The organism is Mesorhizobium sp. P2_D1 (genome assembly GCF_056404455.1).
This window is the reverse complement of sequence record NZ_JBFUDZ010000008.1, coordinates 34,444-59,255: the sequence shown is the minus strand read 5'-3', so window position 1 is coordinate 59,255 and position 24,812 is coordinate 34,444. Positions and strand designations below refer to the sequence as shown.

Below are 24,812 nucleotides of genomic sequence, written 5' to 3'. Positions count from 1 at the left end.
GCATGACAGACGCTATCCTGGTCCTCAATGGCGGCTCCTCCAGCCTGAAGTTCGCCGTCTTCGAGGAACGCGACGCGCTTCCGCTGCTGCTGCGTGGCAACGTCTCGTCGCTGGCGGGGCACCCGCGGCTGCGTGTCGAGGCCACTGCGGGTGAGCCGACGACAGACAAAAGCCTGGACGACGGACCAATCGACATCGGCAAGGCATTCGCGGCCGTCGCCTCCGTGCTTGCCGATCACGACCTCCTGCGCCGCATCGGCAGGGTCGGGCACAGGATCGTCCATGGCGGCCGCAATTTCACCGCAGCGACGCTGCTCGACGGGCCCACGCTCGAGGCACTGCGCCTGCTCGAGCCGCTCGCGCCAATCCATCAAAGGATCAATCTCGAGCTTGTCGCCCTGGCCGCTGAGTTCCTGCCGCGAGCCCTGCAGGTCGGATGCTTCGACACGGCATTCCATTCGGCCCGGCCGGAGGTCGCCAAGATCTACGGCCTGCCGCGCGCGATGACCGAGACGGGCATCGTTTCCTATGGCTTTCACGGCCTGTCCTACAGCCATATCGCATCCGAGCTGCGCGACCGCTACGGCGCGCGGGCTGGAGGCCGAGCGATCGTTGCCCATCTGGGCAGTGGTGCCAGCCTTTGCGCCATGGACTCCGGACGAAGTATCGCCACGACGATGGGGTTTTCGACGCTGGACGGCCTGGTGATGAGCACGCGTTGCGGCGCCCTGGACCCAGGGATAATCCTCCATTTGCTGGAGGACGGTAAGCTGTCGCACGACGAACTGGTCACGCTTCTCTATGAGCAATCCGGCCTGCTCGGAGTGTCGGGGATATCCGGAGACATGCGCACGCTGATCGGTTCCGAGGATCCTGCCGCCGCCGAGGCGATCGATCTCTTCGTTTATCGAATCGGGCGCGAGATCGGGTCGCTGGCGGCTGCCCTCGGAGGTCTGGATACGCTGGTGTTCACGGCCGGCATCGGCGAGAACGCGCCGTTGGTCCGGGAGAAGATCGGTGCCGCGGCCGGTTGGCTCGGCGTCGGCATCGACCATGAGTTGAACCGGAAAGGCGAGGGCGTGATCAGCCTTGCCGATTCCAGCGTCAACGTGCTTGTCATTCCCACGGATGAAGAGAGGGCAGTCGCCAGTGATGTACAGGCTGCATCCCAGGCGGCATCGCCGCGCGTGACCTGACGGGTAGGCCTCCCGTGTCGGACAAATGACTCGGCCCGCTCGCCCAGCTTGCGCATTTTGTTCGAGCCGCTCGCCTCGTGCTTCCAGGCGTCATATCTCTAAGGCCGTTCGACCCTTGCCACCTGATAGGTGTGCATGGTGCCGTTGCGTTCGATGGACACGTATTCGCCGGTGACGAAACGTTCGTCGCCGAGGTGGAAGCCGATCTCGTCATCGCGGTCGCCTTCTGCATAGTCGAAGTACCACTGTCCACCGGGCTTGCGCCGCAGAAGACCGACCAAGTCTTCTTCGTCAGCACGAAAACGGCGAACGCGGCAGGAACCCCGGTGCGACTTCCACTCGTCGGCGTCGATCCGACCGTCGCTCTTCAACGGGGCGAGCACATCATAGCCCTCTTCGCGATCGCCGCCCGGATGGCCCTTCTCGCGGGCAAGCAGTAGCCGGACATGCCGGAACTTCGGGGTAAGATCTTTCAGATCGGTCATGGCGAACTCCCTTGACGGAGTTCATAGCGCGACGACCGGATTTGGCCTTGATCCCGATCAAAGGGGCCGTCGTTTCTGCGCAGTCAGAAGGTCGCTAGCAGCACCATGGCGCAGTAACCGGCGGCTGCAGCGATCAGGGTCGCCACGGCCAACGGCAACCAGAACCTGACCGGGCCGGCAACGACCGCCAGCGAGACGCGACCGGTCGCGTTTGCCGCCAGCGCCGCCAGCACTGCCTGCCCCACGGTCTCGACAGGGACCGAATGCCTGACCAGGCGCAACGCGCTGAGCACCGAGACATCGACATCGAACGTTCCGGCAAGCGCCGAGCTCGCCAGCAAGCCGCGCCCGCCGAATTGACCCGCCAGTGCGGCGCTGGCGGTCGAGACCACCGCAAAGAGCAGGGCAAAGAGCAGCAATGGACCAAGTTCGAATGGATTGCGCGTCAGCCCACCACCTTTTTGATCCCCGCCGACGCGCGCCAACAGAAATGCGCCGCAGGCCGCGAAGGCGAATGCCGCGGCAATCGCCGGAATGCCGGCTGGGACGAATACGCTTGGCTGGATAATCAAAACCACCACGCAAACGCGCAGCGATGAGATCATCGCTGCCAGCGAAGCTGCCCCTGCCAGCGGTAGCGGATTGCTCGACGACGTCGCGTTGCGGGCAAGCGCCACGGTCACGGCTGTGGAGGAGACGATTGCACCGACGAGCGAGCTGACGAGCAGACCCCGCGTGGTTCCAAGAACGCGAACGGCGACATAGCCAGCGAACGATATCGACGCCATCAGCACCGTAAGGAACCAGACCTCCCAAGGATTGAAACCGCCCCATGGGTCCATGGTCCGGTTCGGCAGCAAGGGCAGGACAATCGCGGTCATTACCGCCAGGATCAACGCCGAACGAAGCTCGATCCAGGTCAGTCGTCGCAACAGGCCGTGCAGGACCTCGCGACTGGCAAGTACCGCCGCGAGCGCGGCCCCTCCAGCGCAAGCAACCCGATAGTCGCCGGCTACACAAAGGGCGCCAAGCGCGAACACGCCCAGGCCGGCCATGACCGAGGTGACGCTGAAATCCTGGTCATGAGCAGCTTCTCGCGCCTTGTACCATGCGAAGATCGCGGCAAAGGCGATAAACCCCGCGACCAGCACCGAAACCGCGTCAAGGGCTTCGGCCAGGGCGGCCAGAATGCCACCGAGCAGGCCGGATATGCCGAAGGTTCGAATACCGGCCGTACGGCTGCGATCGGGTGCGTCCCGCTCCCGCCAGCCACGCTCCAGTCCGACGAGCAGGCCGATTGCCAAGGCGAGTCCGAGCCGGGCGATGAGCGGATCCATGGGAGGCAGTTTACTCGCCCGCTTCCCTGCCCGACACCTGCTGAATCAGAATTCGGAAGAACACAGGCGACGCGCTGTCTGAAACGGGAGGTATTGCCGGCTTGAGGGCACCGGGCTCCCACCAGTCCGCGTGCTTGCTGAGCACGGACCATGCATGGTCGCGCTCGACCTTGTGGCCGATCTGATCCGGCAGTTCCTCATAGCGGCCGTCGACCACCACGCTTCTCCATCCTCGCCCTTTGCCGCGTTCATCGACCTCAACGCACACCAGCGGGTTGCCTCGCATCCACTCGATCTTCTTGCCTGGCATCGAAAACGCGTAAAGGTGATTGTCTGAATGGGCATAGTGTATCGGCACGACGTAAGGCTGGCCGTCCTTCGCGCATGCCAAACGACCGATCCGGTTGGCGGTCAGCAATTTCGTGCATTCCAAGGCAGAAAGGCTACGGATCAGCATCGGTGCGATCTCCTACTTTTTCGAGGTGGCCCCGTCACGCTGCCGCTCAGTCTCGATTGTGGGGCGGCCGGCGGGCTTCTTGAGATTCTTGCGTTGGCGGGTCGCTTGCCGCAGGGCAGCTTCGTCCATTGCAGCGACAACAGAGCTGTCGGAAAGCTGAGGGAACGACAAGTAGTGGTAGCCCAGTGCACCGAACCGCGCTGGTTGACTAAGGCAAATCACCCGGTCGGCTTCGCCAGCCAATTCCGATATCGTATCGCGCGGTGAAACAGGAACTGCTACGACGACCTCCTTGGGGGCTCGTTTTCTCAGGGCACGAATGGCAACCTTGATCGTCGTTCCTGTTGCCGCGCCGTCATCGACGATGATCGCCGTCTTCCCCGCGATCGATAAGGGTGGATGCTTTGCCCGATAGGCGAGCCGGCGACGTTCAAGCTCGGGTCGTTCCTGCGCGATCAAGATGCGAAGTGCGTCATCATCGAGCGAGTAGGCTTCGACAATCTCCCGGTTCAGCACGATGTCCGGAGGATCGCCGTCCACGATTGCGGCAATGGCCAGTTCAGGATTTCCCGGCGCGCCTACCTTGCGCACGATAATCAGATCAAGCGGTGCCTTCAGAGCTTTGGCCACTTCGGCGGCAACCGGAACGCCGCCACGCGGCAGCGCGAGCACGACGGGCTGGCGCAATTGAAGCTTGCCCAGTTCGATGCCGAGCTTCTCTCCAGCCTCTTTGCGGTCGCGGAACATCGTCAGTCCGCCGGCCAGAGTTGATGAAGTGACTTCCTCATCGAATTTCTCACCTGGGTGATCTCTCCATGCGATATATGGCGATCGAGGAGCTTGAAAACTGCACCGATCGCAGTGTCGAAATCGACTTCGTCATCGTAGCCGAAACCGCTTCTGACATCGATGATGAAGTCTCGCTTCGTTCGCTTGCAAGCAGGTGCTTTCGTTGGTTGCCAACCCTCGAAATAGATGCCGCGAACCAAGACAGGGAGCTGCGCCGCAAGGTCGGCAGTTTCCGCAGGCGACAACCAGTCTCGCAGCGTATGCAGAACAGATTTCAGCAGCCGGTACGCGCTCGGCTCGCTCCAGCAGAGGTCCCTGGCGAGTTCGTTGACCCACTGCTGAGCCTGCTGCGCGGCGTGGGAAAAGCCAGAAAATGATGTGTGAGACATTTGGGTCATGTCAATTGCTCGCTCAAGTCTGGCTTGATCTTCCAATCCCGGGAGTGCGTGAGCATCGCGCCGGATCAATTTCCTGCATCCGACCCACTGCCGACGATGCCCGATCGGTTGGCCGGCATGCGCCGTCAGTCGGCCCGGATCGTATCGTCAAGTGTTGCCAGAACCGATCCGGGTTCGATCACGGCATTCACGGGGGCGATGATCGTCGCGCGACCGCTTGCCGGCGACACGATCTCATGCAGCGCGTCTTCAATTCGAACCTCAGCTATTCTGTCGCCAGCCTTGATCGTGGTGCCGCTGGCAACGAACCATCGCACCACAATGCCCTCGGGAAGCATGCTGGACGCCCACAGCGCTTCATCGACCTTGATTTCGTGCATCGCGTTTCTCCTTATGAGCAGGGAAAGTAGCCCAACCGCCAAGATGGACATTGATCGCGATCAAAAGGTGCGGTTCGGCAGACGCAGGGCAGCCAGCTCGAGGCTGCATTCGGGTGTCGAAAACTGATTCAAATCAAGGCGAGGCATGCCATCTCGCGCATCCTAGGGTGATGTGGAAGCCGATCCTAAGCGCTCCGTTCGACAGCGATCTCGAACTGGCCGTCCTCGACGAGGATGGCGAGCATGCGCTTGTATTTCCCTGCATGAAGACGCGGAAAGGATGGAGGAACGCCGCGACCGGCGCCTATCTCGACATCCACCCGACCCATTGGCGCGACTGGGTGCCGGACAAGACACCGGCAGATATCGGCAACTCTATCTCTCGGTCGCCCTAGTGCTTGGGATCCACGATGAGTGCCATGCGAACCAGATGCGACAGGCTGCTCGCGGCCATCTTGCTCATGACATTGGCGCGATGGATTTCGACAGTGCGCGGGCTGATCCCCAGATCATAGGCGATTGTCTTGTTCGGCAGACCCGACACAAGTCCATCCAGCACCTGCCGCTCCCGATCCGATAGCGCAGACAGACGCCCGCGGATTTCCGCGGATTGCGGGTGCGTTGCATCTATCCGATTGCGATTGGCCAACGCGGAGCGGATCGCGTCGATCAGCATCTCGTCGTCGAACGGCTTTTCGATGAAATCAGCAGCGCCTTCCTTCATCGCCTGGACGGCGAGCGCGACATCGGCATGGCCCGTCATGACGATAACCGGAAGCCTATGTCCGCGAGTCCGAAGCTGTCGCAGGAACTCGATGCCGTCGATACCCGGCATGCGCACATCGGTCACGATACAGCCATCAATATTGTCTGCCGTCGCGGCCAGAAAGGCTGTCGCGGATTCATGCAGGCGCACGGCAAAGTCGGCTGTGGCGAGAAGAAACCCAAGCGACTTGCGGACGTCGACGTCGTCGTCCACGACATGCACAAGATCATTGCCGGCCATTGGCGACCTCTTCCTTCTCAACGATGCGCAATGTGAACCGGAATGCTGTTCCTCCGGTGGGCATTGGCTCGGCCCAGATGTGGCCGCCATGCGACTCGACGATGGTACGGCAAATGGAGAGTCCGACCCCCATCCCTTGCTTCTTGGTTGTGACGAAGGGCTGGAAAAGTTGGGCCGAGACTTCTGGCGCAAGGCCGGTGCCTGTATCCGTCACGCTTACCTCGGCCATCCCATCCTCCCGTGCGACGGTCCTCACGTGTAACTCGCGGCGCGGTACACCTTGCATGGCTTCCACCGCGTTGCGCATGAGGTTGAGCAAAACCTGCTGAATCTGGATGCGGTCGGTCAACACCAGCTCGGCGGCGGGATCAAGCTCGTAGCTGACGCGGACATCGATCTCCCTTGCGCCGACCAGGGCGAGCGACGAAGCTTCCTCGATCAGCGCCGGCAGTCGTTCGACCCGACGCTCGCTTTCGCCCCGCGCAACAAAGTCCCTCAGGTGACGAATGACGTTTCCTGCCCGCAGGGCCTGCTCAGCCGCCTTTTCCACGGCATCGCGCAGCATAGGGGCGTTCTCTTCCGTACTCTTCTCGAGCAACCGGCGGCTGCCCTTGAGGTAGTTCGTGATGGCCGTCAGTGGCTGATTGATCTCATGTGCAAGCGTCGAGGCCATTTCGCCGAGCGCGGTAAATCGCGCCATGTGGAGCAATTCCTGCTGCTGCTCCTGTATTCTCGCTTCCGCCCGATGGCGCTCGGTCAGGTCGCGGCAAAAGCCGGTGAAGAAGCGTCCCGTTCCCGGGTGCATCTCGCCGACGGAAAGCTCCATGGGGAAGGTCGAACCGTCCTTGCGCATCCCGGTGACGGTGCGACCAAGCCCGATGATCCGGCGCTCCCCCGTCGTCAGATAGCGGTGCAGGTAGGCATCATGTTCGCCACGATACGGCGCCGGCATCAGCAGGCTGACATTCTGGCCTATGACTTCGCTGGACTTGTAACCGAACAGCGTTTCCGCGGCCGTGCTGAAGGATTGGATGTGGCCTTGTTCGTCGATGACGACCATTGCGTCTGGCACCGTTGCCAGGATCGAGCGCAGATGATCCTCACGCAACCGAAGTGCGGCATTCGCAAAGGACAGTTCGCTGACATCGGTGCCTTCGACGAAGATGGCCGTGATGCGACCATCGTCGGCCTTGATCGGCTGGTAGACGAAATCCAGGATGCGCTCTTCTGCCGGTTCGTCGTTGTTGTTGCGAAGGGCAATCTTCATGCCCTGGCCTCTGTACGGTTCGCCGGTCTTGTACACTTGGTCTAGCTGTTCGAAGAAGCCTTGACCTTCCAACTCTGGAAGGGCCTCGCGCACCGACTTTCCGATCACCCGCCTGTGGCCGATCAGCCGTTGGTAGGCAGCATTGGTCAGTTCGAAGACATGGTCCGGCTCGCGCATCAGAGCCATGAAGCCCGGAGCCTGCTCGAACATTTGCGACAAGACTGATTTCAGCATCGCGCCGCCGGCCGACAAAATAGGCGCTTCGTATTGGCTCACCTGAGATCCCTGGGCTCGATACGCCTGCAAGAGAGGCTAACTATCACTTCTCTCCGTACAGGCAAAACGGATCGAGGCCGACTTTTTTCGCACGGATGCAATTGGCGGGTTCTTTGACACGCATCAAGGCGTCGAGCGCCGATGGATGCCATTTCACCATCGTATTTCACCGGTCCAGCGAAAGGCCTCCATCATGTCCTACAAGTCAATCATCGTGAATCTTGCCGTGGATGCACCTCCGGCGGCCATGGTGAAATTGGGGATCGAGCTTGCGGAACGGTTTGGAGCCCGTCTTATCGGTCTGGCGGCAGCAGATGTCCCGCCACTGGTCGCGACAGGCGACGGCATGGTCTACGAAGGCGAGATCATGCAGATCCAGCGCACGGAGATCGAAAAACGGCTTGCCGAACTGCGTGCCGAATTCGAGGAACTGGTTCCCGCTTCGATCTTTAGCGAATGGGGCCAAGCCGTTTGCAGCCCAACCCGCTTCCTCAGCGCTTCGGCCAGAGCCGCCGATCTTGTCGTTACCGGCAGCGGGAAAGGCGAAAATGTGTTTCGCGCCGTGGATGTCGGCAGCCTCGCACTTGGAATTGGACGGCCGGTCCTGGTCGCCGCGAGCAATGTCGAGCATGTCATGGCGAAAACCGTGCTTGTTGCCTGGAAGGACACCCGGGAAGCGCGACGGGCGATGGTGGATGCATTGCCCTTCCTGGCCAAGGCCAACGAAGTTGTCGTCGCCACCATCGATACCGACCGCGACGAAAGCATTCGCGACAGTCTCGCCGACGTGGCGGTTTTTCTTGAGCATCACGGCATCACGGCACGGACCGAACTGATCGCCGGCGAGGCCGACGGCGACCGGCTGCTGGCATTCGCGCGCTCGATCCATGCGGACCTGATCGTCTCCGGCGCCTATGGTCATAGCCGTTTGCGGGAATGGGCATTCGGCGGCGTCACCCGCTCGCTGATCGAGGACAACTGCATCAATCGCTTGATGTCCTATTGAACGCGTGTCGCGTCAGCTTCTTCAAGTCGCCACACGCAGTCACAAGCTGGAACGATGGCCGAGCGTGCGTCGCGCTGTTGACCGAGATCAATGTAGTGGTCGCCAACATGGCGATGATGGCTGGGAAAGATGGCTGAGAAATAGGAGTGACCGACGTGACCTTTCTCGACTACCTGATTTCAGTGGACGCAAGGACAGCCCTGATGGGCCGTATGATGCGGAAGCTCGGCGTCGACAGACAATTGAAGATCATCGCGGACCACGCAGCCGTTACAAATCGGGCGGTGGACCGCTGCCGCTCCTGCGGACACCAGGATGAATGCTCGAACTGGCTCGACGAACACCGGCAAGCGGATGATCCGCCGGATTACTGCCGTAACCGCGACCTGATCGCACGGCTGCAGCATGCGGCCGGCCGCCGATAGTGCTTTCAGCGCCAGACACGGGCTGGTGCGTATTTAGTGTCCTATAGCTTGCTTGCAGCAAAGAGGTCTGCGAATGCCGTTCGACGTTTGGGGCTGACGAGAGTCAACGCATCAAACCGAGTTCTTCTGTGATACATTTGCATCCACGGGACCAGGCAGTTTTGGACACTCTATTTTTCCTGGAAGCATTTCTGCTCTTTATCGCGCCCGGGCCAACCAACGCTCTTCTGATGGCGGGGGCGGTCAAGCGAGAGAAGGCAATTGCACTCCTGGTCGCACAGGCCTGCGGCTACGGGATCGCAGCGGCCTGCTGGCTTTTGCTGCGACCCTTGCTGCCGTCCGGCGCCATCCAGGTGCTCAAGCTGGCCGCAGCTGTATGGCTCGTAATTCTTGGCCTGCGTCTGATAGGCACCGACCGGGTCAACGCGTCCGACGGCGGCGATAGCCTTTCGGTTCTGGCAACCACTGCACTCAACCCGAAAGCCTTTATCTATTGTCTGGCAATCGTGCCGGTAGACGCGGGGCCGTACGAACTGGGCCTCTTCTGGATCGTGCTCCTAGTGACCACGGCTGCCACCGGGTCGATGTGGATATTGCTCGGCAGTCGGCTGAACGGAGGCAAAAAAGCGGCAGACAGAGTCGCGGGCGCTGCGCTTGTTCTATTCGCCCTGTTGCTGCTTCGACCGTTGATAGCGGTAGCCTTGATCTAGGTTCAACGCGGACATTTTGCCAATTCGGATGTCGGGTCGCGCAATGCGGAGTCCGCGAATTCTTTGGTGCTAACTAAGAGACGAGCACCACCGACAGGGGCCCCGGGCAGAAAAGCCTATCCTTCACTGCCTTTACGCCGGCGACGTTTTCGGCGGCGACAATGGCCGCCTGGCGCTCGCGTTCGTCGAAGATGGCGCCGCTCAGCTCCACCACCCCTTTGTCCACGGTCACGTCGATCATATCCTTGCCGGCCCATTTCTGCCTCGCAAGCTCGGCGATGATGTCCTGGCGGATCCGTTCGTCGTCCCTGGCTGCCGAAGGGGCCGACAGGACGGTGAGCAGCGCACGCAGGATGTCGGAACGGGTGATGATGCCAACGACTTTCCCGTCGTCGACAACCGGAATGCGTTTCACGCGATGGCACGTCATGAGCTCGACGATCTCGGGCAGCGATACGCCCGGCGATGCCGTTACGACATCCGTCGTCATCACCTCCTCGATACGGCGTCCGTTGGCTTGAACATATTCGTCAGCGGCTCTTCCGGGGCTCACAAGAAACTCCAGCCAGCGTGAGCGTTTGCGGTTGGTGCCCAGTTCTCCCCGGCGGAGGAAATCGCCCTCGCTGACAATGCCCACCAGCGTGCCATCGCTGCGAATGACGGGAAGGCCACTGAACTTCTTGGAGAGCATCAACCCTGCCGCATCGGAGATCGATGCTGTTGGTTCTATTCCGATGACCGGAGCGGTCATTATGGCTGCGGCTTGCATGTCTGCCTCCTCCAACATCTATCGGATCATTATCGGGGCCTTGTGTGAGGCATGCCTTGATCTGCGTCATCTCCGGCGTCGACGGACGTCAATTTGACTTGTCGTCCCTGTCGATGAGTATCCGTTCCGCCGCCCCGTCGAGGTCCTCGTATTGACCGCTCCTCAAGGCCCACAGGAAGCCGGCCAGCCCGAGCGCGCCGAGGAACAGCGCCACAGGTATGAGGTAGACGAGCGTCGTCATGAGGATCGTGCCAGTGCACCAAAGCCGGCGCGCCTGTCGGCCGCGGTGCTTTTTGCTGGAGTGTGCGCCCCAAAGCCCTGCAGCCGTAGCGCGTTTCCAATAACCAGCAGCGAGGAGGCGGACATGGCGATCGCCGCAATCAATGGCGTGACCTGTCCCAGGATTGCGATCGGCACGGCGACGGCATTGTAGACGATCGCGATCGCGATGTTCTGGCGTATCAGCCGCCCGGCTTTCCGCGAGATGTTCAGTGCGAGAGGCACGGCCAGAAGGCTTTCGCGCAGGAATACGAAGTCCGCCGCGTTGCGGCCAATGTCGGCTGCGGTCGCCGGTGCGATCGAGACATGCGCCGCGCTCAGCGCAGGCGTGTCGTTGAGGCCGTCGCCAACCATCAGGACCTTGTGTCCGTCTTTCGCAAGTGTTTCGATGCATTCGACCTTGCCGGACGGCAGCAGGCACGCAACGAAGTCACCGACACCCAGTGTTTTCGAGACTTCGGCGCAGGCGCCTGCGGTATCGCCAGACAGCATTTGCACCGACACCCCGGCATCGTTCAATCGCTCGACTGCCGCCCTGGCGTCGGCACGCAGCGCATCCTCGAAATCGAAGGTGGCGACGATGATGCCGTCTTTCGTCAGGACCGTTCCGCCATTGCCATGCTTGCCTTCGCCGCCAGTCCGGGCCTTCCATCCGGCCCATCCGCGTCGGCCCAACCGCCAGATAGCTCCCGCGTCGGCAGCTTCGATCCCAAACCCGGGATGCTCGGTGACGGCATAGAACTTTTGTTGCCTGCCAGGAGAGGCAAATCCGGCGATGGCCTTCGAAAACGGATGACGCGAATGCGCGGCCATGTCTGCGGCGATTGCCAGCATGGCTGGGTCGATCGACGACGCATTGACGAGCCGAGGCTGTCCAAGCGTGAGCGTTCCGGTCTTGTCGAACACCGCTGTATCGATCGTCGCCAGGCGCTCCATGGCCGAACCGTCCTTGACCATGATGCCGTTCTCGAACAGGCGCCGCGCGGCGACCACCTGAACGATCGGCACGGCGAGGCCGAGCGCGCACGGGCATGTGATGATGAGAACAGCAATGGCGATGGTGATCGCCCTATGCCAGTCGCCGGTTGCCGCCATCCAGCCAAGGAACGTCACGAAGGCGGTCAGGTGAACCACAGGGGCATAGAGCGCCGAAACGCGATCGGCGATCCGGCGATAATGCGCCCGGCCGCCCTCGGCGGCCTCCATCAGCCGAACCATTTCCGCCAGGAACGAATCCTTCGCGGCCGCTGTCGCCTCGATCGTCAGCGAGCCGGTGAGATTGAGCGTACCGGCCTGAACCCGTTCCCCCGACGCCACGGTTTTCGGCGTGCTCTCGCCGGAAACCAGCGAGCAGTCGAGATCCGACGCCCCCTGAACGATCTTGCCGTCGACGGGTATCCTTTCGCCGGCTGCGATCAGCAGCAACATGCCTGGTTCGATCTCGCCAACCGGCAGGTAATCGCGTGCTCCATCGGTGCGCAGGACCATGGCGCCACGCGCCGCCAGCTGCGAGAGGCCTTTCACGGCGGTCCGAGCACGTTCCCGCATGACATGATCCAGCGTGCGGCCGATCAACAGGAAGAACAGCAGCGATACCGACGCATCGAAATAGGCGTGATCGCCATGGTTGATCGTCTCATAGAGGCTCATGGCGTAGGCGAGCGACACCCCGACCGCGATGGGTACGTCCATGTTCATGCGGCCGTGGCGCAACGCATTCCAGGCCGAGCGGAAGAAGATGCCGCCGGCGAAGGCGAGGGCAGGGATGGCGATAAGCGCCGAGACCCAGTGGAACAGGTCGCGGGTCGCGCCTTCGGCACCAGACCAGACAGAGACCGAAAGCAGCATGATGTTGCCCGCCGCAAACCCGGCAACCGCGACGGCGCGGATCAACTCCGAAAGCGTCCTGTCCTTCGCGTCGGCCTCGGGAGCGAAGAGATGCGCCTGGTAGCCGAGCCGCCCAATCGCGGCGACGAACGGTGGCACCTCGTCCCCACGCCACCGGACCGAGACCCGTTTCGTCGACAGGTTGACACGAGCGCCCTCGACGCGCTCGAGTTTTCCCAACGCCGTCTCGATCGTCTGGATGCAGGCTGCGCAATGAACCGTCGGCACGGAAAGATCGGTCTGGCGAAGGTCATCGCCAAGCGATCGGCTCGCCAGCCTGATCTCCTCGCTAGATGGCAGGACCGATGTGGTGCTCGAGACACCCAGCGCCATTTCAGCGCCCGGCGCACAACAGCTCATTGCAGCGCTCCATGGGAAATCATGATCCTGCGGACGTCGCGATAGGGTTTCGCCAGACCGGCATCGGCGTCGATCTCGACGATCCAGACGCCGTCCTTCGGCATGTGCTGCGCGGCAAACTCCTGGCCGGAGGCGAGCGCGAGCGTGACGGCCTTGTCCTCTTTCTCGTAGGCGGGATGGCGAAACAGCACCTTGACGCCATGCAAGGGAACAGGCTTGCCGGCGGCGTCGGTGAGCCCGTATCGAACTTCGCCCCATGCGATGGTCAGCTTGCCGGTCCAGCCGAGCGCTGCCTGCGCGCGACCCTCCTCGGCCTGCTTGTTGAATTGCTGGCTCGCCACATAGGTGTTTTCGACGACAAGGCCGGTCCAGCTCGTGTTGGCGAGCGTCGCCATGGTCAGATTGACCGCGATCACCACCCCGAAAAAGGCGAGGATGATGGCCAACATGTGCCTGCCGGTGAATTCGCGGGATTTCTGCTTATTCGCGCTCATCTGGCGGTCTCCGGCGCATTGAAAGTGGCGGTGTATTCGTCCGCCTCGAAACTCGCCTTATCCTCGACACGGAACTTGAAGGTCTGCGCTATGCCGCGGATCTGATCCGCCGGCTGGCGCACGAAGACCTTCAGCATCTTCAGGCGGTCGGGCTCGACCGGAATGGTGAAGGAACGGCCTGCCGGGATGTCGTCGCCGACCACGCTCATTTCAGCCCCTTGCAAGCCTTGCATGGTGACGACGATCGTCCTTGGCTCGGGGATCATGTTGAGCAGCTTGACCGTGTAGCCGTTGCGGATCGAACCGTCGGACAGCGTGACGAATTGCGGATTGCGGTCATGCAGCACGTTGACTTCGAGCCTGTCGCGCGTCAGCAGCGAATAGAGCAGGCCCAGGCCGATCAGCGACCACAAACCCATGTAGACATAGGTGCGTGGGCGAAAGATCTTGCGAATATGGAAATGGGCCACCTTGTCGGAGAACAGGCCATCAGCGGTCCYGACCAGCGACGGATTGACTGAACCGGAGCCGCCCGCGGTCGCCAGCATCATGTTGGCGTTGTAGTCGGAGAGCGTTGCGTAAGAGATCAGCCCGCGCTCCTTGCCGAGCTTGTCCATGACGCCGTCGCAGGCGTCGATGCAAAGCGCGCAGGTGATGCATTCGAGCTGCTGGCCGTCGCGAATGTCGATCCCCATCGGGCAGACCGCGACGCACGCATTGCAGTCGACGCAGTCGCCAACGGGCTGCCCTGCTGCTTGCACCTTCTTGGCGTGACGCGAGCGCGGTTCGCCGCGCCAGTCATTGTAGGTGACGGTGAGCGAACTTTCGTCCAGCATGGCTGCCTGGATGCGCGGCCATGGGCACATATAGGTGCAGACCTGCTCGCGCATCAGCCCGCCGAACGTATAGGTCGTCGCCGTCAGCACGGCGACGGTGATGTAGGCGACGGGTGCCGCAGTGCCGGTGAAAAGCTCGCCGACCAGCGTCGGCGCATCGGCGAAATAGAAGATCCAGGCGCCGCCGGTCGCCGCACCGATGACCAGCCAGATGGCGTGCTTCGATACCCGCAGCACGAGCTTGCGGGCGGTCCACGGTCCGGCATCGAGCTTCATGCGCGCGTTGCGGTCGCCCTCGATGGCCCGCTCGACGACCAGAAACAGATCGACCCATACGGTCTGCGGGCATGTATATCCGCACCAGGCACGGCCAACCGTGGATGTGACCAGGAAAAGACCGACGCCGGCCATGACCAAAAGGCCGGCCACATAGTAGAATTCCTGCGGCCAGATCTCGATGAAGAAGAAGTAGAAGCGGCGGTTGGCAAGATCGAGCAGCACGGCCTGGTCCGGAGCAAACGGACCACGACCCCATCGCAACCACGGTGTCAAATAGTAGATGCCGAGCGTGATCGCCATCACCAGCCATTTGAACTGGCGAAAGCTGCCCGAGGCTCGCTTGGGGAAGATCTTCTTGCGCGCGGCATACATCGGCTGGCGCACTTTGGCGGAGTTGACCGCCTCGGCTTCGAGCCGTTCTACCTGCGTATTGTCCAGCACATGCACCTCCACTCGCGCGGGCGGCAATCTGCCCATGCCTGGGCCGCCAGCGTCGGGAAGTCTTGCCGCAGGGCAGCGCCACGCGCGTTGATGCAAGTCAAACCGGGTTGCCGAAACAAACCGAGGCCCGGACATGCCGGGCCTCGTCGCTCGGGCGGTGAAGGGATGAGAATAGGCCCCCGCTTCCTATTCTCCGCCGCCAAGCGAATGAACGTAGACCGCCAGTTCCTTGACCTTGGTTTCGCCCAGGCGTGCGCCCCAGGCTGGCATTACCCCCTGCTTCGGCGCGCGAACCTGAGCGGCGATGGCTGTTTCGCCGGAGCCATAGAGCCATATTGCGTCGGTCAGATCTGGAGCCCCGAGTTCCTTGTTGCCTTTTGCGTTGTCGCCGTGACAGGAGACGCAGTTTTCGGCAAAGACCTTGGCGCCGGGCGCGATCAGGCTTGCGTCCTGGACCTTGCCGGAAAGGCTGGCCACGTAGGCGCTCACCTGAGCGATCTGGTCAGCGGTTATGATGTCGCGAAAGGCAGGCATTTCCGACAGGCGCGTATCCGGATCGGACGCGAAGCGGATGCCGTGCGTGATCGTCTGCTGGATCTGCTCGGCCTTGCCGCCCCAGAGCCAATCGTCGTCGTTGAGATTGGGAAAGCCCCTGGAGCCCTGGGCGCCGGAGCCATGGCATTGCACGCAATTGACCTTGAAAGCGGCGCCACCGGCAGCGACCGCGAACTCGCGCAAGGTGTCGTCCGCGGCAATCTCAGAAACGCTCTTGGACTCCACCGCGGCGACATACTTGCCCTTGGCGGCTTCAGCGGCGGTCAGTTCGTTCTTGACCTCGTTGCGGCTGGAATAGCCGAGCACGCCCTTGGTTGCCGAGTGCAGCAGAGGCCATGCCGGATAGGCGATGGTGTAGCCGATCGCCCAGACGATGGTGACGTAAAACGTGACGACCCACCAGCGCGGAAGCGGGTTGTTCAGCTCCCGGATGCCATCCCATTCGTGGCCGGTGGTCGAGACGCCAGAGATTTCGTCGATGTGCTCGTCGCTCATGATCACTCGTCCTCAAGGGGAATCCGGGCGGCTTCGTCGGCCAGCTTGCTGCTGCCGGGGCGGAGCGCGAAGGCGATTGCGCCGACAAAGAACAGCGCCATGGCGACCAGACCCCAGCTGTCGGCAAACTCTCGCATCAAATTGTAATCCATGGATAAGACTCCTCAGCGGTAGCCGGCGGCTTCGTCGTAGTTCTTGAAATCGACCAGCGTGCCGAGCATCTGCAGATAGGCAACCAGGGCATCCATTTCGGTCACCTGTTGCGGGTTGCCGTCGAAGTCGCCGATCTTGGCTTTGGGATAGCGGGCTTCGAGGCCGGATGTGTCGGCGTTGGGATCGGCCTGCGCCATCAGATCGGCATTGGCGTGGGCGATCATGTCATCGCTGTAGGGGACGCCGACCTGCCTGTTGGCGACCAGATGCGTCGAGAAGTCCTTCACGTCGATCGGCGCGTCTTTGAGGAACGCATAGCTCGGCATGATCGATTCCGGGACGACCGAACGTGGATCCGAAAGGTGCTCGACGTGCCATAAATTCGAGTAGCGGTCGCCAACCCGGGCGAGGTCCGGTCCGGTGCGCTTCGATCCCCATTGGAAAGGATGATCGTACATCGACTCTGCTGCCAGGCTGTAATGGCCGTAGCGCTCGACCTCGTCACGGAAAGGTCTGATCATCTGGCTATGGCAGAGGTAGCAGCCCTCGCGCACATAGATATTGCGTCCCACAAGTTCGAGCGGCGAGTAAGGCCGCATGCCCTCGACCTTCTCGATCGTGTTGTCGAGATAGAAGAGCGGCGCGATCTCGACGATGCCGCCTACGGTAACCACAAGAAGAGAGCCAACGAGTAGAAGCGTGGCGTTCTTCTCGATGAGTGCATGTCTGTCCATCAGGCTCATTCTCTGGCTCCTTATTCGGCAGGCTGCAGGGAGGGTGCGGAGCCCGGCATCGGCTCTTCCGCGCGCTGGTAYCCGAGGATGGTCATGGTGATGTTCCAGGCCATGATCAGGGCACCGGAGAGGTACATGGCCCCGCCGATGGCGCGCATCACATAATAGGGGTGCATGGCGGCGACGGTTTCGGCAAAGGAGTAGACCAGGAAGCCTTGCTCGTCGTATTCGCGCCACATCAGGCCCTGCATGATGCCGGACACCCACATCACCGCCGCGTAGACGACGATGCCGAGCGTCGCCAGCCAGAAGTGCCAGGTGACCAGCCGCAGCGAGTAGAGGCGTTCACGGTTCCAGAGCTTCGGCACCATGTAGTAGATCGCGCCGAATGAGATCATGCCGACCCAGCCGAGCGCGCCGGAATGGACGTGGCCGATGGTCCAGTCGGTATAGTGCGACAGCGAGTTGACCGTCTTGATCGACATCATCGGCCCCTCGAAGGTCGACATGCCGTAGAAGGCGATGGCCATCACCATCATGCGGATGATCGGATCGGTACGGAGCTTGTCCCAGGCGCCCGACAGCGTCATCAGGCCGTTGATCATGCCGCCCCATGACGGCATCCACAGCATGATCGAGAACACCATGCCGAGCGTCTGCGCCCAGTCGGGCAGGGCGGTGTAGTGCAGATGATGCGGACCGGCCCAGATGTAGAGGAAGATGATCGCCCAGAAATGGATGATCGACAGCCGGTAGGAGTAGACCGGCCGGTTCGCCTGCTTTGGCACGAAGTAATACATCATGCCGAGGAACCCGGCGGTCAGGAAGAAGCCGACGGCGTTGTGGCCGTACCACCACTGCGTCAGCGCGTCCTGCACCCCGGAAAAGGCGGAATAGCTCTTGGAGCCCAGGAAGGAGGCCGGCATCGACAGGTTGTTGACCACATGCAGCATCGCGATGGTCACGATGAAGGACAGGTAAAACCAGTTGGCGACGTAGATATGCGGTTCCTTGCGCTTCAGGATCGTGCCGAGGAACAGGACGAGATAGGCGACCCAGACGATGGTCAGCCAGATGTCCACATACCATTCGGGTTCGGCGTATTCGCGGCTCTCGGTGATGCCGAGCAGATAGCCGGTCGCCGCCATGACGATGAAGAGCTGGTAGCCCCAGAACACGAACCAGGCGAGATCGCCGCCGAACAGCCGCGCGCGGCAGGTGCGCTGCACGACATACAGAGACGTGCAAAGCAGCGCGTTGCCGCCGAAAGCGAAGACCACGCCCGACGTATGCAGCGGCCGCAAACGACCGAAATTGAACCAGGGCTGGATGTTGAGATCGGGGTAGGCGAGCTGCAGCGCGATGACCACGCCGACCAGCATGCCGACGACGCCCCAGAACATGGTGGCGATGGCGCCGTAACGGACCGGCCCATCCATGTAAGCGGATGCGTCGATCGGAGCGGCAGCTTCAAAGCTCGTGTTGCGGATAAGGACGGCGACAAAACCGAGCAGCACAAAAAACAGCACCCACATGTGCTGCCGGAAGGGCTCGTCCACACCGAAGCCAGCGGCCACCAGAGCCGCAAATGTAAAAAGGGCCAAAGCGAAGATTTGTGTGCCGAATTTCATGACATGTCCCCGACCTCGGATTCCGATGCGCGGACGCCAATCCGCCTGGACACCAATTCCTCAGCCGTAGTGTCACCGCCTTGATCCATGTCAAAGCTCAGCGCTTTCGGATTGGGCAGCGTGGTCTTGCAAACCAACCGGGGGCTGCCGTTGAGCCAGACGAAAGGATCGGGAATGTCGCTGTTCGGAGCAGGCGATGAAAATCCCGCACCAGCCGATCGATCCTGCAGAGAAGCGGTCCCGGCCGCGGTGATGAAGCGCGCGCACAGGGAAAAGCTGCAGCTCTGCGATGCCCTGGAGAGAATTGCAGACGCCTTGCCCAGCGTCGATCGTCTGAAATGTCTCGGCACGGCCAACGCGATCGTTCCGCTGCTGCGCAACATTCATCAATACGAAGAGACGGTCATCTTTCCCGCCTACGATGCCGCTTTGACCGGCAGCGGTGCGAACCTTGCCTCAACCCGGCGATTGCGGGCCGAACATGTGGAAGACGAATGCTTTGCCAGTGAGGTGACCGAAATATTATTGGCCATCGGTCATGGTGAGACAGTCGAGAATCCCGAAACCATCGGCTTCATGTTGCGCGGCCTGTTCGAGAACTTGCGCCGGCACATCGCGTTTGAACGTGAGCACGTCCTGCCGATGATCGGGATCGTCGACCGGGACTAGAGCGTGATGCCGAAAAGTGTGAGGCGGTTTTCGGTCGAAATCCTCTATCGCTTTCATTTAGGGCCGGATGATTTCAGGTCGATTCGACCTGAAATCATCCGGCTCTAGGCGCCAGAGCGGCTCGCCAACCGGGTGAGGCTGTCCACCGTCACATGGCGGTTGTTGTCGATCCGGATCACGCCGTCTGTCCGCAGCCGGGTCAATTGGCGGCTCACCGTTTCGATCGTCAGGCCGAGGAAGTCGGCGATGTCTGCGCGCGTGAGCGGCAGGTCGAAGCTCGTCGCGTTGGTGGCTGGATCGAGCGTGGGATCGATGTTTCTGGCAATCATCAGCAGAAAGCTCGCCACTTTTTCCGCAGCGGTCTTGCGCCCCAGCGTCACCATCCAGTCGCGCGCCTCGTCGAGTTCGTTCAGCGTTTGCTTGAGCAGGCGATGCTCGAGCTCCGGCGATTGCTTCATCATCCGTTCGATCGCCGTCTTCGGAAACGAGCAAAGGGAGACAGCGGTCGCCGCTTCCGCGTTGATCTCGCTTTCCACCTTGAAAGGTCGTCCCAGAAAGTCCGGCGCGAACTGGAGGCCGACGATCTGCTGGCGTCCGTCCGAAAGGCTCTTCGTCAGCTTCACCACCCCGGAAAGCACGTTCGAGTAGCTGTCGACGGTTTCGGCGTCGCCGATCAGTTCGCTGCCCGGCTCGACACTGTGCCTTGACGAGGTCTTGGCGAGCCCAACCAATTGGTCGGGGTCGAGGGCACCGCAAACGCCGCGATGCCTTGCCTCGCATGATTGGCAAAGCACAGGAATGCCGACGCTATGAATATCCTCACGCACTGTCATCACGATCGTCCGAGGATCCAGAGTATCGGCAAAATAGCATCGGCCCATTGAAAACGCCTTGTGGCAGTTTGTCCGGTGCAAGGGCTTTGACCGAAATCAAGGCATTGGCGCCCCGTCGCGGCCACCTTCCTGGCCATGCAAACACAAGGGATGGCGACATGCGACCGGATCTAGCTGCCAGGCTTGGCGAGAACGTGCCGCGCTACACGAGCTATCCGACCGCGCCGCATTTCCATCCGGGGGTCGATGCCACTGTCTGTCGAGGCTGGCTGGAGGCGCTCGGGAATGGCGATGAGATTTCGCTCTATCTGCATATTCCCTACTGCGACAGGCTCTGCTGGTTCTGCGCCTGCCACACCAAGCAGACACGTCACTATGACCCCGTAACCGCCTATCTCCGCTCTTTGCATGCCGAGATCGCCACTATCGCCCGCATTGTCGGTGGCAAGGCCGGCGTGCGCGCCGTCCACTTCGGTGGCGGCTCTCCGACGATGCTGAAGCCCGAGGACATGGTGGAGCTGGGGAAAGCATTGCGGGCCAGCTTCGATTTTCTTCCGGACGCCAAGATCAGCGTCGAAATCGATCCCAATGATATGGATGACGCCCGCCTCGATGCGCTTGCCGAGATCGGCACGACCCGGGCGAGCCTCGGCGTCCAGGATTTCGACCCGAAGGTGCAAAAGGCAATTAACCGCGAGCAGAGCTTTTTGCAGACCAAAACGGTCGTCGACGGCGTTCGCACACGTGGTGTCGAATCGGTCAATCTGGACCTGCTCTATGGCCTGCCGCACCAGACCAGGGAGAGCGTGTCCTCCACCGTCGCGCAGGCGTTGACCCTGGAACCGGACCGGATGGCATTGTTTGGCTACGCGCATGTGCCCTGGTTCAAGAAGCATCAGACCATGATCGACGAGGCATGGTTGCCGGGTCCGGCAGAGCGGTTTGCTCAATCACAACTGGCCGCTTGTCTTATGCTGAACGCGGGATATGAAGCCGTCGGCTTCGACCACTTCGCCAAGCCCAACGATGCGTTGGCCGTAGCGGCCAGAACCGGCTGCTTGCGCCGCAATTTCCAAGGCTACACGGAGGATCGCTGCGAAACACTGATCGGCCTTGGCCCATCATCCATCAGTCAATTTCGCCAAGGCTATGCTCAGAACATGCCGTCGACCGCCGAGTATGGGCGCATGGTCTCCGACGGTGGGCTGGCGGCTGTCCGCGGTATCGCACTTTCCGACGACGACCGCGTTCGCGGCTGGATCATCGAGAGGCTGATGTGCGATTTCGCCTTCTCGGCGATCGAACTGGTGGAGCGCTTTGGCGATGCTGGCCAAAGGCTTCTGCTCAAGGCAAGTTCCACTGCTCTTGATGGTCCTGCGCGGTTGCTTGAACTCGATGGCGACAGCTTCGTCGTGCCGGCGGAAAGTCGCCCCTTTGTCAGAAGCATCGCGGCGAAGTTCGACAAATATCTTGAAGCCGGCAAGGCCAGGCATTCGGTAGCGGTCTGAGCGTCCGTCCGAGTCAAAAGTGCTCGCCAGCCCTGAACGGGCCGATGCGCGTTCCGGCCGCGATCAGATAGGCGGTCGACCAGCCGAGCAGAAGAAAGCCGTTCACGCCTTCCAGCGCCGCCAGCACCCGCCAGTCATGGGCCGGCACCACGTCGCCATAGCCGACGGTCGAAAAGGTGATGGTGGAAAAGTAGAGAGCGGTCTCGAAGTCGGGCAGAACGCCGAGCAGGCGGTACACGCCTGCCCACAACCAGACCTCTGCCGTCATGACGGCAAAAAGGCCCATCACCACGCTGATCATTGCAACGACCCGGCTTCGACGACCATGCATGCGAAATCGCGCCACCAGATGTCCCATCGCACGGGTGACGGCAATGAGGCCGAAGGTGTGAATGACGACCGTCAGGCTTATGACGATCGTGCCGACGAAGAGGTTGAGAGCCATTCGAGGAAACTAGAAGCCGCGAGGGACGCTTTCCTTGCGTAAAATCAAACCTGGCGCAGGCCTTTCGAGCCTTGAAGCAATCGGTCGGGTTTCGCCAAGTTCGCCTATTGGCCTTCGCCTGGCGCGGCGGGACCAAGGCGAAAGAACATCACCAGTTTCAGGCTTGCCGCGATCCGCTCGGCTCTGTCGACAAACACCGCCGCCGTCTCCGGGGCGAAGAGTTCGGCCGCCGTCTGGCCCAAGAGGGCCTGCCAGATATCGAAATCGGCCTCGGTGACATCCTTGAGTTTGATGTGCGCCGGCACCGGGCGTCCGTGATAGTCGCCGCTCTTGAGGATGACAGAACACCAGAAGTCCGTCATTTTCTCGAGATGAGGCTCCCAATCCCCGGTGATTTCGCGCGCGAAAATCGGACCGAGACGCTGGTCCTGTCTGACCTTTGCATAGAATTCGCGGACCAGTTTTCCGATCGAAGCTCGATCAACGCCGTTATGGTTCAGAGCCTGTTCCGCGACAGGACGTGCCCGGTCAACCGGAGCGGATTTTGAAGTCATTCGTGCACTCTTGATTCTGCTGCAGTCAGGTCAATCCCAAGCTGCGAATGGTAGTTTGAAAGAAACCTGTCCGGTCGCGTACAAGCCGGAAACCCAGATTGTCGGGCGGCGCTCCGACGGCGCAGCCGCCGCTCTTACCGTCCCGAATGAAGTTCGACATATAGGTGCGGTGGAAGCCCTCCACGGCGTGCACTCCACAATTGTCGATCAAACTCGCGGGGCGATTTCCGTCGCTGCCTATCGTGGCGTGCGAATAGCATGTCGAGGTCCATTCCCAGACATTGCCTGCGATGTCCGACAGGCCCTTTGAATTGGTGCCGAAGGCGCCTTGAGCTCTCGGCTCGGGATCAGGTTTGCGTCCGAGCGCAGCCTCCTGGCGATACTGTGTCAGCCACCGTCGCGCCGGGTTGTTCGGGTCGCTTTCCCCGCCCTCGATGTCACCTTTGAATCGCTCGCCGGCGGCGTAAGCCCACTCCACATCCGTGGGCAGCCGCCATGCCTCACCTGTGCGGGCTGACAGCCAGGTCGCATAGGCTTCGGCATCGATGTGGCTGACGCCGGTGACCGGCACGTTGCCGATCTCGCGCGAGTCGGCGGGCTTGCAGGCACCGTCCGCCACGCAGCGTCCATAGTCCGAAACGCTTACCTGGTATTTCATGATTTCCAGCGGCGCATCGATGGTTTCCCGCACGACGGGGGCTGCGACGGAATGGTTCTGCTTGAGGAATTCCCCGGGCTGTGGGTGATCGAACGAGCCGGGTCCCAGGACCACAAGTTCGCTCACGGCGACCGGTGTCGGCAAATCCAAAGGAGCCCTGTCGAGCGCATGGGTTATGCCCATGCCGATCAGTGCGGCAGCCGCAGTTGTTCCGAATGCGAAGACAGGATCGAAGGGCATGGCACCAAGTCCGGCCGCACGTGCAACCTTTTGGCTCCGCCGCAAGGTTGCACTGAAGATCGGATCTCCCGTTTACGAGGCGATCGGCTTGGGTGCTTCGACCTGCATCATCAGATCGTCGTCCCAGGTTCCGTCGACGACAAAGTGCGCGGTTGCACCAAGTTCCACGGCCTCGATCAAATTGTGGTTCACATACGCGTAGATGCCTGGCTGCCGGAACGTGTAGAGCGCCGACCCAGCCGACCCGCCGCGGATGAACCAGGTTTCCAGGTCCTTGGCCGGAGGGTTGGCGAACTTGCCCTGTTCCCAGACAAAGTCGCCATGGCCGCCGATCAGGTGCGGGCGTGTGTCACGATTGGCCTGCGAATGAACGATCAATATCGTTTCGCCGACCTTCGCCTTCATCGCGTTGTCGCCAGTCAGCGATCCCGCCTTGCCGTTGAACACGACATGGGTGGGGATCAACCCGCGCATGACCTTGACCGTATCATCGTAATTGTCGCCGGCTGTTTCGTATTTCTTGAATTTCCCCTGCTCGTCGCGGGGGACGTAGAAATCGTTCTCGCCGATGTAGAAAATGCGGTCATAGCGAACGGACTTGCCCTTGTCGTCCTTGAGGCCGTCGCGCGGCAGTATCATCACTGCTCCGCTCATCCCCGACACGACATGCCACGGGATCATCGCGCCGCCAGGCGCACAGTGGTAGACGAACGTCCCCGTACGCGTCGCCTTGAAGCGCAGCGTGACCTGCTCGCCGGGATTGACCAGGGTCAGGCCGCCGCCGCCAAGCGCGCCGGTGGCGGCGTGGAAATCGATGTTGTGGGCAAGCGTATTGGTCTCGGGATTGATCAGCGTGAGTTCGATATAGTCGTCTTGATGCACGACCATCAGAGGGCCCGGAATCGAGCCGTTGTAGGTCATCGCATTGAGCTGCGTGCCGTCGGCATCGATGATCATCGGCTTCTCCTCGATCGTCATGGTGAATTCGACGACCTTTGGACCGCCCTTGGCCACTTGGTCATGAGCGTGGACGAACGGCGGCGCGACGAGGGTGACCTTTTCGCGCGGTAAACTTGCAACTTCGGCTGCACTTGCCACAACCGGCATTGCAACAACGGCCGCGGCTGCGGCCGCGGTAAGGACAGAACCTAACAAAGCTTCTCGTCTCGTAAGCATTTCCATCTCCTTTGTTCACCGATCTGATGCGCCAAGAATAGTCTGCTCGCGGGCCACGTCTTTGCGCTGGCGCAAATCCGATTT

Annotated in this window: 29 protein-coding genes; 7 read left to right on the top strand and 22 right to left on the bottom strand. The window is 61.4% G+C overall.

Annotated features, from left to right (window positions below; all coding sequences use genetic code 11):
• Window positions 1-2 precede the first annotated feature (2 nt).
• Window positions 3-1,196 carry an acetate/propionate family kinase gene (locus AC1D0I_RS09125; protein ID WP_477394500.1) on the top strand — a complete coding sequence of 398 codons (1,194 nt, stop codon included), beginning with the start codon at window positions 3-5 and terminating at the stop codon, window positions 1,194-1,196.
• A 98-nt stretch (window positions 1,197-1,294) separates the two neighbouring features.
• Here AC1D0I_RS09125 and AC1D0I_RS09120 read toward each other — a convergent pair whose 3' ends face one another.
• The 6 genes from AC1D0I_RS09120 to AC1D0I_RS09095 all read right to left on the bottom strand — a co-directional run bounded on the left by AC1D0I_RS09120 (window position 1,295) and on the right by AC1D0I_RS09095 (window position 5,042).
• Entirely contained in the window at window positions 1,295-1,681 is a 387-nt protein-coding gene (locus AC1D0I_RS09120) for a hypothetical protein (protein WP_095080458.1), read from the bottom strand.
• 83 nt (window positions 1,682-1,764) lie between these two features.
• Window positions 1,765-3,018 (bottom strand): MgtC/SapB family protein, encoded by a 1,254-nt coding sequence (locus AC1D0I_RS09115; RefSeq protein WP_477394498.1) that lies wholly within the window; start codon window positions 3,016-3,018, stop codon window positions 1,765-1,767.
• A gap of 10 nt (window positions 3,019-3,028) precedes the next feature.
• Window positions 3,029-3,475, bottom strand: coding sequence for a pyridoxamine 5'-phosphate oxidase family protein (locus AC1D0I_RS09110; protein WP_477288364.1), 447 nt, complete (start codon window positions 3,473-3,475; stop codon window positions 3,029-3,031).
• 12 nt (window positions 3,476-3,487) lie between these two features.
• The gene (locus AC1D0I_RS09105; RefSeq protein ID WP_477394495.1) at window positions 3,488-4,222 is read right to left on the bottom strand and encodes a phosphoribosyltransferase; all 735 of its coding nucleotides are present in this window, start codon (window positions 4,220-4,222) and stop codon (window positions 3,488-3,490) included.
• Window positions 4,223-4,224: 2 nt separating this feature from the next.
• Window positions 4,225-4,662, bottom strand: a complete 438-nt coding sequence (locus tag AC1D0I_RS09100) for a DUF2267 domain-containing protein (protein ID WP_477394493.1) — start codon at window positions 4,660-4,662, stop codon at window positions 4,225-4,227.
• A 125-nt stretch (window positions 4,663-4,787) separates the two neighbouring features.
• Window positions 4,788-5,042, bottom strand: a complete 255-nt coding sequence (locus AC1D0I_RS09095; protein ID WP_477394492.1) for a lipoyl domain-containing protein — start codon at window positions 5,040-5,042, stop codon at window positions 4,788-4,790.
• A 170-nt stretch (window positions 5,043-5,212) separates the two neighbouring features.
• On the opposite strand from AC1D0I_RS09095, the gene AC1D0I_RS09090 reads away from it, so the two are divergent.
• Complete coding sequence (locus tag AC1D0I_RS09090; RefSeq protein ID WP_457155418.1) at window positions 5,213-5,437, top strand: hypothetical protein; 225 nt, start codon at window positions 5,213-5,215, stop codon at window positions 5,435-5,437.
• Here AC1D0I_RS09090 and fixJ read toward each other — a convergent pair.
• On the bottom strand, window positions 5,434-6,048 hold the full coding sequence (gene fixJ, locus AC1D0I_RS09085; RefSeq protein ID WP_477394490.1) for a response regulator FixJ: 615 nt from the start codon (window positions 6,046-6,048) through the stop codon (window positions 5,434-5,436). The genes AC1D0I_RS09090 and fixJ overlap by 4 nt on opposite strands.
• Complete coding sequence (locus AC1D0I_RS09080) at window positions 6,035-7,549, bottom strand: PAS domain S-box protein (protein ID WP_477226404.1); 1,515 nt, start codon at window positions 7,547-7,549, stop codon at window positions 6,035-6,037. The genes fixJ and AC1D0I_RS09080 overlap by 14 nt, the downstream gene beginning before the upstream one ends.
• A 235-nt stretch (window positions 7,550-7,784) precedes the next feature.
• Here AC1D0I_RS09080 and AC1D0I_RS09075 point away from each other — a divergent pair, with 235 nt between their 5' ends.
• The 3 genes from AC1D0I_RS09075 (at window position 7,785) to AC1D0I_RS09065 (ending at window position 9,732) form a co-directional block, all read left to right on the top strand.
• Complete coding sequence (locus tag AC1D0I_RS09075; protein WP_477394488.1) at window positions 7,785-8,597, top strand: universal stress protein; 813 nt, start codon at window positions 7,785-7,787, stop codon at window positions 8,595-8,597.
• A 155-nt stretch (window positions 8,598-8,752) separates the two neighbouring features.
• On the top strand, window positions 8,753-9,022 hold the full coding sequence (locus AC1D0I_RS09070; protein ID WP_477394486.1) for a DUF6455 family protein: 270 nt from the start codon (window positions 8,753-8,755) through the stop codon (window positions 9,020-9,022).
• 161 nt (window positions 9,023-9,183) lie between these two features.
• Window positions 9,184-9,732 (top strand): hypothetical protein, encoded by a 549-nt coding sequence (locus tag AC1D0I_RS09065; RefSeq protein WP_477394484.1) that lies wholly within the window; start codon window positions 9,184-9,186, stop codon window positions 9,730-9,732.
• Between the two features lie 73 nt (window positions 9,733-9,805).
• On the opposite strand, the gene AC1D0I_RS09060 is transcribed toward AC1D0I_RS09065, so the two are convergent.
• From AC1D0I_RS09060 to ccoN, 9 genes are all read right to left on the bottom strand, one after another.
• Window positions 9,806-10,501 carry a CBS domain-containing protein gene (locus AC1D0I_RS09060; protein WP_477225696.1) on the bottom strand — a complete coding sequence of 232 codons (696 nt, stop codon included), beginning with the start codon at window positions 10,499-10,501 and terminating at the stop codon, window positions 9,806-9,808.
• Window positions 10,502-10,589: 88 nt separating this feature from the next.
• Complete coding sequence (ccoS, locus tag AC1D0I_RS09055) at window positions 10,590-10,742, bottom strand: cbb3-type cytochrome oxidase assembly protein CcoS (protein WP_457153287.1); 153 nt, start codon at window positions 10,740-10,742, stop codon at window positions 10,590-10,592.
• Window positions 10,739-13,027, bottom strand: coding sequence for a cation-translocating P-type ATPase (locus tag AC1D0I_RS09050; protein WP_477394482.1), 2,289 nt, complete (start codon window positions 13,025-13,027; stop codon window positions 10,739-10,741). The genes ccoS and AC1D0I_RS09050 overlap by 4 nt, the downstream gene beginning before the upstream one ends.
• Window positions 13,024-13,521 carry a FixH family protein gene (locus tag AC1D0I_RS09045; protein ID WP_477394480.1) on the bottom strand — a complete coding sequence of 166 codons (498 nt, stop codon included), beginning with the start codon at window positions 13,519-13,521 and terminating at the stop codon, window positions 13,024-13,026. Before AC1D0I_RS09045 ends, AC1D0I_RS09050 begins: the two co-directional genes overlap by 4 nt.
• Window positions 13,518-15,077, bottom strand: a complete 1,560-nt coding sequence (gene ccoG / locus AC1D0I_RS09040; protein ID WP_477394478.1) for a cytochrome c oxidase accessory protein CcoG — start codon at window positions 15,075-15,077, stop codon at window positions 13,518-13,520. Before ccoG ends, AC1D0I_RS09045 begins: the two co-directional genes overlap by 4 nt.
• 186 nt (window positions 15,078-15,263) lie before the next feature.
• Complete coding sequence (gene ccoP / locus AC1D0I_RS09035; RefSeq protein WP_477394476.1) at window positions 15,264-16,127, bottom strand: cytochrome-c oxidase, cbb3-type subunit III; 864 nt, start codon at window positions 16,125-16,127, stop codon at window positions 15,264-15,266.
• 2 nt (window positions 16,128-16,129) lie between these two features.
• Window positions 16,130-16,279: a cbb3-type cytochrome c oxidase subunit 3 gene (locus AC1D0I_RS09030; protein ID WP_477394474.1), complete on the bottom strand. Its 150-nt coding sequence runs from the start codon at window positions 16,277-16,279 to the stop codon at window positions 16,130-16,132.
• A gap of 12 nt (window positions 16,280-16,291) precedes the next feature.
• Window positions 16,292-17,023, bottom strand: coding sequence for a cytochrome-c oxidase, cbb3-type subunit II (gene ccoO / locus AC1D0I_RS09025; RefSeq protein ID WP_477394472.1), 732 nt, complete (start codon window positions 17,021-17,023; stop codon window positions 16,292-16,294).
• Window positions 17,024-17,034: 11 nt separating this feature from the next.
• Window positions 17,035-18,645: a cytochrome-c oxidase, cbb3-type subunit I gene (gene ccoN, locus AC1D0I_RS09020; protein WP_477225703.1), complete on the bottom strand. Its 1,611-nt coding sequence runs from the start codon at window positions 18,643-18,645 to the stop codon at window positions 17,035-17,037.
• Between the two features lie 174 nt (window positions 18,646-18,819).
• Between ccoN and AC1D0I_RS09015 the strand changes: the two genes are divergently transcribed.
• Window positions 18,820-19,314 (top strand): hemerythrin domain-containing protein, encoded by a 495-nt coding sequence (locus AC1D0I_RS09015; RefSeq protein ID WP_477394470.1) that lies wholly within the window; start codon window positions 18,820-18,822, stop codon window positions 19,312-19,314.
• A gap of 104 nt (window positions 19,315-19,418) precedes the next feature.
• Here the strand turns inward: AC1D0I_RS09015 and AC1D0I_RS09010 are convergent, their stop codons facing one another.
• On the bottom strand, window positions 19,419-20,147 hold the full coding sequence (locus AC1D0I_RS09010; RefSeq protein ID WP_477394469.1) for a Crp/Fnr family transcriptional regulator: 729 nt from the start codon (window positions 20,145-20,147) through the stop codon (window positions 19,419-19,421).
• 158 nt (window positions 20,148-20,305) lie between these two features.
• Here AC1D0I_RS09010 and hemN point away from each other — a divergent pair, with 158 nt between their 5' ends.
• A complete protein-coding gene (hemN, locus tag AC1D0I_RS09005; RefSeq protein WP_477394467.1) occupies window positions 20,306-21,655 on the top strand; it encodes an oxygen-independent coproporphyrinogen III oxidase in 1,350 nt (449 codons plus the stop codon).
• A gap of 13 nt (window positions 21,656-21,668) precedes the next feature.
• Here the strand turns inward: hemN and AC1D0I_RS09000 are convergent, their stop codons facing one another.
• From AC1D0I_RS09000 to nirK, 4 genes are all read right to left on the bottom strand, one after another.
• On the bottom strand, window positions 21,669-22,100 hold the full coding sequence (locus AC1D0I_RS09000) for a potassium channel family protein (protein ID WP_477225707.1): 432 nt from the start codon (window positions 22,098-22,100) through the stop codon (window positions 21,669-21,671).
• A 104-nt stretch (window positions 22,101-22,204) separates the two neighbouring features.
• A complete protein-coding gene (locus AC1D0I_RS08995; RefSeq protein ID WP_477394465.1) occupies window positions 22,205-22,462 on the bottom strand; it encodes a group III truncated hemoglobin in 258 nt (85 codons plus the stop codon).
• 217 nt (window positions 22,463-22,679) lie between these two features.
• Entirely contained in the window at window positions 22,680-23,456 is a 777-nt protein-coding gene (locus tag AC1D0I_RS08990; RefSeq protein ID WP_477394463.1) for a formylglycine-generating enzyme family protein, read from the bottom strand.
• 168 nt (window positions 23,457-23,624) lie between these two features.
• The gene (nirK, locus tag AC1D0I_RS08985; RefSeq protein ID WP_477394461.1) at window positions 23,625-24,728 is read right to left on the bottom strand and encodes a copper-containing nitrite reductase; all 1,104 of its coding nucleotides are present in this window, start codon (window positions 24,726-24,728) and stop codon (window positions 23,625-23,627) included.
• Window positions 24,729-24,812 lie beyond the last annotated feature (84 nt).

Excerpts from the sequence above, each read along its gene's own strand:
- AC1D0I_RS09030 (WP_477394474.1), bottom strand. The coding sequence starts at position 16,279 with ATGGATTACAATTTGATGCGAGAGTTTGCCGACAGCTGGGGTCTGGTC.
- ccoO (WP_477394472.1), bottom strand. The coding sequence starts at position 17,023 with ATGAGCCTGATGGACAGACATGCACTCATCGAGAAGAACGCCACGCTT.
- AC1D0I_RS09060 (WP_477225696.1), bottom strand. The coding sequence starts at position 10,501 with ATGCAAGCCGCAGCCATAATGACCGCTCCGGTCATCGGAATAGAACCA.
- AC1D0I_RS09090 (WP_457155418.1), top strand. The coding sequence starts at position 5,213 with ATGTGGAAGCCGATCCTAAGCGCTCCGTTCGACAGCGATCTCGAACTG.
- ccoP (WP_477394476.1), bottom strand. The coding sequence starts at position 16,127 with ATGAGCGACGAGCACATCGACGAAATCTCTGGCGTCTCGACCACCGGC.
- AC1D0I_RS09125 (WP_477394500.1), top strand. The coding sequence starts at position 3 with ATGACAGACGCTATCCTGGTCCTCAATGGCGGCTCCTCCAGCCTGAAG.
- AC1D0I_RS09015 (WP_477394470.1), top strand. The coding sequence starts at position 18,820 with ATGTCGCTGTTCGGAGCAGGCGATGAAAATCCCGCACCAGCCGATCGA.
- fixJ (WP_477394490.1), bottom strand. The coding sequence starts at position 6,048 with ATGGCCGGCAATGATCTTGTGCATGTCGTGGACGACGACGTCGACGTC.
- AC1D0I_RS09105 (WP_477394495.1), bottom strand. The coding sequence starts at position 4,222 with ATGTTCCGCGACCGCAAAGAGGCTGGAGAGAAGCTCGGCATCGAACTG.
- AC1D0I_RS08995 (WP_477394465.1), bottom strand. The coding sequence starts at position 22,462 with ATGACGGACTTCTGGTGTTCTGTCATCCTCAAGAGCGGCGACTATCAC.
- AC1D0I_RS09120 (WP_095080458.1), bottom strand. The coding sequence starts at position 1,681 with ATGACCGATCTGAAAGATCTTACCCCGAAGTTCCGGCATGTCCGGCTA.
- AC1D0I_RS09110 (WP_477288364.1), bottom strand. The coding sequence starts at position 3,475 with ATGCTGATCCGTAGCCTTTCTGCCTTGGAATGCACGAAATTGCTGACC.
- AC1D0I_RS09100 (WP_477394493.1), bottom strand. The coding sequence starts at position 4,662 with ATGACCCAAATGTCTCACACATCATTTTCTGGCTTTTCCCACGCCGCG.
- AC1D0I_RS09000 (WP_477225707.1), bottom strand. The coding sequence starts at position 22,100 with ATGGCTCTCAACCTCTTCGTCGGCACGATCGTCATAAGCCTGACGGTC.
- ccoS (WP_457153287.1), bottom strand. The coding sequence starts at position 10,742 with ATGACGACGCTCGTCTACCTCATACCTGTGGCGCTGTTCCTCGGCGCG.
- AC1D0I_RS09050 (WP_477394482.1), bottom strand. The coding sequence starts at position 13,027 with ATGAGCTGTTGTGCGCCGGGCGCTGAAATGGCGCTGGGTGTCTCGAGC.
- AC1D0I_RS09010 (WP_477394469.1), bottom strand. The coding sequence starts at position 20,147 with ATGACAGTGCGTGAGGATATTCATAGCGTCGGCATTCCTGTGCTTTGC.
- nirK (WP_477394461.1), bottom strand. The coding sequence starts at position 24,728 with ATGCTTACGAGACGAGAAGCTTTGTTAGGTTCTGTCCTTACCGCGGCC.
- AC1D0I_RS09045 (WP_477394480.1), bottom strand. The coding sequence starts at position 13,521 with ATGAGCGCGAATAAGCAGAAATCCCGCGAATTCACCGGCAGGCACATG.
- AC1D0I_RS09095 (WP_477394492.1), bottom strand. The coding sequence starts at position 5,042 with ATGCACGAAATCAAGGTCGATGAAGCGCTGTGGGCGTCCAGCATGCTT.
- AC1D0I_RS09080 (WP_477226404.1), bottom strand. The coding sequence starts at position 7,549 with ATGCTGAAATCAGTCTTGTCGCAAATGTTCGAGCAGGCTCCGGGCTTC.
- hemN (WP_477394467.1), top strand. The coding sequence starts at position 20,306 with ATGCGACCGGATCTAGCTGCCAGGCTTGGCGAGAACGTGCCGCGCTAC.
- AC1D0I_RS09115 (WP_477394498.1), bottom strand. The coding sequence starts at position 3,018 with ATGGATCCGCTCATCGCCCGGCTCGGACTCGCCTTGGCAATCGGCCTG.
- AC1D0I_RS09075 (WP_477394488.1), top strand. The coding sequence starts at position 7,785 with ATGTCCTACAAGTCAATCATCGTGAATCTTGCCGTGGATGCACCTCCG.